Raw genomic sequence first — 6697 nt, forward strand, 5'->3', positions numbered from 1 at the left:
CGCCCCGGCCGGTGCCGCGTCGGCCGAGGCCCGCCCGGCGAGGAGCGGCGCCCGGTGCGTGCTCCCGGCGGGCCGGCCGGGAGCCCTCGTACGGGACGTACCCGGGCTTCCGGCCGGTGCGGCGAGGAGGCGTGCCGGACGTCGCGACAGGTCGGACCCCGGCTGGTGCGGTACTAGTCGCCGCCCCCGAACGCCGCGTCGAACGACGCGCTCGGCGGGTCGAAATCGAACCGCTTCAGCGAGGCCAGCGCCTCCGGCGCCCCCGTCAGCCGGTCCATGCCGGCGTCCTCCCACTCCACGGAGACCGGCCCCTCGTACCCGATGGACCGCAGCATCCGGAAGACGTCCTCCCAGGGCACGTCGCCGTGCCCGGCCGAGACGAAGTCCCAGCCGCGTCGTGGATCACCCCACGGCAGGTGTGAGCCGAGGCGCCCGTTGCGTCCGTCGAGGCGCTTACGGGCCTCCTTGCAGTCCACGTGGTAGATCCGGTCCCGGAAGTCGTACAGGAAGCCGACCGGGTCGAGGTCCTGCCACACGAAGTGGCTCGGGTCGAAGTTCAGCCCGAACGCGGGCCGGTGGTCCACGGCCTCCAGGGCCCGTTTCGTCGTCCAGTAGTCGTACGCGATCTCGCTGGGGTGCACCTCGTGGGCGAAGCGCACGCCCTCGGCGTCGAAGACGTCCAGGATCGGGTTCCACCGCTCGGCGAAGTCCTCGTAGCCGCGCTCGATCATGTGCGGCGGGACCGGGGGGAACATGGCCACCAGGTGCCAGATCGAGGAGCCGGTGAAACCGATGACCGTGTCGACGCCGAAGGCGGCCGCCGCGCGGGCGGTGTTCTCGATCTCTTCGGCCGCCCGCCGGCGTACGCCTTCGGGCTCCCCGTCCCCCCAGACGCGGGCGGGCACGATGCCCTGGTGCCGCTCGTCGATCGGGCTGTCGCAGACGGCCTGGCCGACGAGGTGGTTGGAGACCGCCCAGCACTTCAGCCCGTACTTGTCGAGCAACTGCCGCCGCCCGTCGAGGTAGCCGGGGTCGGCGAGGGCCTTGTCGACCTCGAAGTGATCGCCCCAGCAGGCGAGTTCGAGCCCGTCGTAACCGAAGTCCCGGGCGAGCCGGCAGACCTCCTCCAGCGGGAGGTCCGCCCACTGGCCGGTGAAGAGAGTGAAGGGACGGGGCATGCGCAGAACCTCCTAGAAGGGGACCGGGGTGTGTACGGAGTTCTTGGCGGCGCTCTCCTCGACGGCGGCGAGCACCCGCTGCACCTGGAGCCCGTCGGCGAACGAGGGTACGGGGGCGCGGCCTTCGGCGATCGTGCGCACCACGTCACGGGCCTGGTGGACGAAGGTGTGCTCGTAGCCCAGGCCGTGGCCCGGCGGCCACCAGGCCTCCAGGTAGGGGTGCTGGGGTTCGGTGACGAGGATCCGGCGGAATCCGGCGCTGGTGGCGGGTTCGGTGTGGTCGTGGAAGGAGAGTTCGTTGAGCCGTTCCAGGTCGAAGGCGATCGAGCCCAGCTCTCCGTTGATCTACAGACGCAGGGCGTTCTTGCGGCCCGCCGCCATCCTGGTCGCCTCGAAGGAGGCGAGGGCTCCGGAGGCCAGCCGCCCGGTGAACAGGGTCGCGTCGTCGACGGTGACCGCTCCCCGTGCGGTGGCGTCCGCGGCCCCCGGGAGCCCGGCGGCGGCCCCGGCGAGCACGGGCCTCTCACGTACGAAGGTCTCGCTCACCGCCGACACCCCCACCAGGTGCTCCCCGGCCAGGTACTGGGCGAGGTCGACGATGTGCGCCCCGAGGTCCCCCAGCGCACCGGATCCGGCGCGTTCGCGGTCGAGCCGCCAGGTGAGCGGCGACTCGGGGTCGACGAGCCAGTCCTGGAGGTAGGCGGCCCGCACGTGCCGCAGGGCCCCCAGCCTCCCCTCCTCGATCATCGTGCGGGCGTAGGTGAGGGCGGGCACCTTGCGGTAGTTGAAGCCCACGATCGCCACCTGGCCACGGGCCGCCGCCCGCCCGGCAGCCTCCGCCATGGCTTCCGCCTCGGCGACGGTGTTGGCGAGCGGCTTCTCGCACAGCACGTGCTTGCCCGCCTCCAGTGCGGCGACGGCGATCTCCGCGTGGCTGTCGCCAGGGGTGCAGATGTCGACCAGCTGCACGTCGTCCCGGGCGATCAGGGCGCGCCAGTCGGTCTCCGCGGCGGCCCAGCCGTGCCGGGCTGCGGCGGACTCGACGGCCTTGCGGTCGCGTCCGCAGATCGCGGCGAGAGCGGGTCTCATCGGCAGGTCGAAGACATGTCCCGCGGTACGCCACCCCTGGGAGTGGGCGGCACCCATGAACGCGTATCCGACCATACCGATGCCGAGCGTCACCGTAGGCGGCGGCGCCTCGGTCTCCTGCTCCGTTTCTTCCCTACCGGCCATGCGGGCTTCCTCCTCGTCGGTGGTTCGGTGGCGGCGGCGGTGCTGGATCAGCTGAAGCCCGTCGGCAGGTACTGGTCGATGTTCTCCTCGGTGACCACGGCCGAGTACAGGGTCAGCGAGGTCGGGATCTCCATCTCCGACAGGCCGGAGACGCCCTTGCCCTGGCCGAGGGCGCGTGCCAGGTCGATCGCGGAGGCGGCCATCGTGGGCGGGTAGAGCACGGTGGCCTTCAGGACGCTGTTGCCGGCCTTGATGGCGTCCATCGCGGACTTCGCGCCCGCCCCGCCGACCATGATGAACTCGTCACGGCCGGCCTGCTGGATGGCCCGCAGCGCTCCCACGCCCTGGTCGTCGTCGTGGTTCCACAGGGCGTCGAACTGCTTCTGCGCCTGGAGGAGCTGCGCCATCTTGGCCTGGCCCGACTCCACGGTGAAGTCCGCGGCCTGACGGGCCACCAGCTCGATGTTGGAGTAGTTCTTCAGGGCGTCGGCGAAGCCCTGGCTGCGCTGCTTGGTGAGTTCCAGGTTGTCGATGCCGGCGAGCTCGACGACCTTGGCGCTCGCCTTGCCCTTGAGCTGTTCGCCGATGTAGTGCCCGGCGTTGAGGCCCATGCCGTAATTGTCGCCGCCGACCCAGCAGCGGTAGGCCTGCGGCGAGGCGAAGACGCGGTCCAGGTTGACGACCGGGATGCCCGCCTTCATGGCTTCCAGGCCGACCTGGGTGAGTGCCTTGCCGTCGGCGGGGAGGACGACGAGGACGTCGACCTTCTTGTTGATCAGGGTCTTGACCTGACCGATCTGGGCGGCGGTGTCGTTGGAGCCCTCGGTGGTCTCCAGGGTCACCTCGGAGTACTTCTCCGCCCGTGCCTTGGCCTGGACGTTGATGGCGTTGAGCCACCCGTGGTCGGCCTGGGGTCCGGCGAAGCCGATGGTGACGGGCTTGCCGGGCTTGTCGTCGGCGGCGGGCCGGCTGTCCGGCGCGGCTGCCGCCTCCTTGGGCTCGTTGCTGGTGCAGGCGGTGAGGAAGGCTCCCGCGGAGACGGCCGCGGTGCCGAAGAGCAGTCCTCTGCGGCTGGTTTCTGGCATGGCTGTCGAACCCTTCATCCGGTGTCGTGCGTACGGAACAGCGGGTGGGTGGTCAGTGCTCTGTCTCGAGGGGGCTCAGGTCTCGCCGCCGCGCAGGGTGCGGTGCTGGACGAGGACGGCGGCGACGATGATGGCGCCCTTGGCGATCTGCTGGACGTCGCTCTGCAGATTGTTCAGCGCGAAGATGTTGGTGATCGTGGTGAAGATCAGGACCCCGAGCACGGAGCCGACGATCGTGCCCCGGCCGCCGCTCAGCAGGGTGCCTCCGATGATCGCGGCGGCGATGGCGTCGAGTTCGTACAGGTTGCCGTTGGTGTTCTGCCCGGAGCCGGACAGGATGACCAGCATGAAGGCGGCGATGCCGCAGCACAGACCGGAGAGCAGGTAGAGGTAGAGCCGCTGGCGGCGTACGTCGATGCCGGCGAGCCTGGCCGCTTCCGCGTTGCCGCCGATGGCGACCGTACGGCGTCCGAACGTGGTCCGGTTCAGGATCAGCCAGCCGGCGACGGTGACCGCGGCGAAGACCAGGACCAGGGGCGGGATGCCCAGGACGTAGGCGTCGGGCAGGCCCAGGTCGAGGACCGACCGGACGGTGACGATCTGTGTCTTGCCGTCGGTGATCTGCAGGGCGAGGCCGCGGGCCGAGGCGAGCATGGCGAGCGTCGCGATGAAGGGGACCAGGCGCCCGTAGGCGATGAGGACCCCGTTGACGAGCCCGGCGGCGAGTCCGACGACCACCGCGGTGAAGAGGATGCCCGCGAAACCGAAGTCCTGGGTGGCGAGCGTCGTCGCCCAGACGGAGGCGAGGGCCACCATCGCGCCGACCGACAGGTCGATGCCGCCGCCGATGATGACCAGGGTCACGCCGACGGTGACGACGCCGATGACGGAGGACTGCGTCAGGATCAGCTGAAGGTTCCCGGTGTCCAGGAACGCGTCCGGTTCGGTGAGGCCGCCGACGGCCACCAGCACGGCGAGGACACCGAGCAGCGACAGGTTGCGGACATCGGCGCGCAGGCCGAGTGCGCGCAGGCCGCCGCCCTGCTTCGAGGGCGGCGCGGCGGCGGGGCCGGTCACGGTCCCCTGCTCCGGCCCGTGGTGCTGCGCCGACGGCGCGGGCTGTGTCATGACGTCGGGCTCCCTTCCATGACGAGGTCGAGGACACGGTGCTCGTCGAGTTCCCTGGCGTCGGCCGTGTGTACGACACGGCCCTCCCGGAGCACCAGCACCCGGTCGGCGAGGCCCAGCACTTCGGGCACTTCGCTGGAGACGAGCAGTACGGCGAGGCCTTCGTCGGCCAGCCGGCGGATCACGGCGTAGAGCTCGGCGCGGGCGCCGATGTCGACGCCGCGGGTCGGTTCGTCGAGCAGCAGGACCCGGCAGCCGCGCAGCAGCCAGCGGGCCAGGACCGCCTTCTGCTGGTTGCCGCCGGAGAGGGTGCGGACGACGGCGTCCGGGTTGTCGGGCCGCAGGGAGAGTTCGCGGGTCGCGGCCCTGGCGGCGTCACGCTCGGCACCCCGGTCGAGCCAGCCGGCGCGGGCGAAACGGGACAGGGAGGAGACCGAGACGTTACGGGTGACGGATTCCGTCAGCAGCAGTGCCTGCGCCTTGCGTTCCTCGGGGGCCAGCCCGATCCCGGCGGCCACCGCGGCGCGGACGCTGCCGGGGCGCAGCGGCGTGCCGTCGACGAGGACGCGGCCCGCGGCCGGTTTGCGGGCGCCGTAGACCGTCTCCAGGATCTCGGAGCGGCCGGAGCCGACGAGGCCGGCCAGGCCGACGATCTCGCCGGGCCTCAGCTCCAGGTCGACGGGCTCGAATTCGCCCTTGCGGCACAGCCCTTCGACCCTCAGCACCGGGGCTGCCGTGGCCCGGCCGCCGGGGGCGGGCCGCTCGGGGAAGACGTATTCGACGGTGCGGCCGGTCATCATGGCGACGATGTCGCGCGTGGGGGTGGACTTGGCGGGGAGACCGCCGGCGACGGCCCTGCCGTCCTTGAGCACGGTCACCCGGTCACCGATGCGGCGGATCTCCTCCAGCCGGTGCGAGATGTAGACGACGGCCACCCCGTCGGCGGTGAGCCCGTCGACGATGCGGAAGAGGTTGTCGACCTCGTCGGGGTCCAGCGCCGCGGACGGTTCGTCCATCACGATGAGCCGTACGTCGTGGGAGAGCGCCCGCGCCATGGAGACGATCTGCTGGTGTGCGGCGGAGAGGCTGCCGACCGGGCACGCCGGGTCGATCTCCGGGTGCCCGAGGCGTTTCAGGAGCGCGGCGGCCCCGGTACGGGCCTCACGGGTCCGCACGACGAAGCCCGCGCTGGTCGGTTCGTGTCCGAGGAAGACGTTCTCGGCGACCGACAGGCCCTCCACCAGGTCGAGTTCCTGGTAGATGGTGGCGATCCCCAGGCGCATCGCGGTGATCGGCGAGGACAGCTGGACGGGTTCACCACGCCAGGTGATGGCGCCGCCGTCGGGCTGGTGGGCTCCGGCCAGCACCTTGATGAGGGTGGACTTGCCCGCGCCGTTCTGGCCGAGGAGGCAGTGGACTTCACCGGCCAGCACCTCCAGGTCCACGCCGTCGAGGGCGCGCACACCGGGGAACGATTTGGTGATGCCGGACATCGTGAGCAGGGGTGGTTCTGGTGCCATGACGGATCCCCTCGGCGAACGAGGTCTCCCCTGCTCGGGCGGGGCCGAGAGCCGGGGAAGGCCGGTGAGCGGGCAGGGCGCAGTGCCGGCGGTGCCGTACTGCTGACGGAACTGCTGGGTGGTACTGCTGTGCTCGTGCTGTGCGGTTCTGCGGACGGAGCCCGGAACAGGCTGTCTACGGATGGGGCTGTGGAACACGTGCCGAACGGCGCGCCGGCCCGGGCATCAGGCCGGCGAGAACAGGTGGTCGCTGATGAGCCTGGCCGCGCCGGTCACTCCGGCGACGGGTCCCAGCTCACCGAGGACGATGGGGAGGTTGCCCGTGGCCAGCGGCAGGGACTGCCGGTAGACCTGGGTGCGGACGCTGGCCAGCAGATTGTGGCCGAGTCCTGTCACCCCGCCGCCGATCACGACGAGGCCCGGATTGAAGAAGCTGACGAGTCCGGCGATGACCTGGCCGACCCGGTTGCCGCCCTCACGGATCAGGTCCAGTGCCGCGGGGTCGCCGGCCGCCGCGGCGGCCGCCACATCGACGGCCGAGAGCCTTCCGGCC

General features: G+C 71.3%; 5 protein-coding genes and 1 pseudogene. All 6 read right to left on the minus strand.

Annotated features, from left to right (window positions below; all coding sequences use genetic code 11):
• Positions 1 to 173 precede the first annotated feature (173 nt).
• Entirely contained in the window at positions 174 to 1178 is a 1005-nt protein-coding gene (locus tag VN520_RS26150) for a sugar phosphate isomerase/epimerase family protein (protein WP_325749399.1), read from the minus strand.
• A 12-nt stretch (positions 1179 to 1190) separates the two neighbouring features.
• A pseudogene (locus tag VN520_RS26155) lies at positions 1191 to 2411 on the minus strand (Gfo/Idh/MocA family protein).
• Positions 2412 to 2458: 47 nt separating this feature from the next.
• Positions 2459 to 3496, minus strand: coding sequence for a substrate-binding domain-containing protein (locus VN520_RS26160; protein ID WP_325749400.1), 1038 nt, complete (start codon positions 3494 to 3496; stop codon positions 2459 to 2461).
• A 75-nt stretch (positions 3497 to 3571) separates the two neighbouring features.
• Positions 3572 to 4624 carry an ABC transporter permease gene (locus tag VN520_RS26165; RefSeq protein WP_325749401.1) on the minus strand — a complete coding sequence of 351 codons (1053 nt, stop codon included), beginning with the start codon at positions 4622 to 4624 and terminating at the stop codon, positions 3572 to 3574.
• Positions 4621 to 6144: a sugar ABC transporter ATP-binding protein gene (locus tag VN520_RS26170; protein ID WP_325749402.1), complete on the minus strand. Its 1524-nt coding sequence runs from the start codon at positions 6142 to 6144 to the stop codon at positions 4621 to 4623. The genes VN520_RS26165 and VN520_RS26170 overlap by 4 nt, the downstream gene beginning before the upstream one ends.
• A 225-nt stretch (positions 6145 to 6369) precedes the next feature.
• Positions 6370 to 6697 (minus strand): ROK family protein (locus VN520_RS26175; protein ID WP_325749403.1); only part of this gene is annotated, 328 nt, incomplete at its 5' end.

Source organism: Streptomyces sp., from assembly GCF_035563135.1.
Lineage (GTDB): Bacteria > Actinomycetota > Actinomycetes > Streptomycetales > Streptomycetaceae > Streptomyces.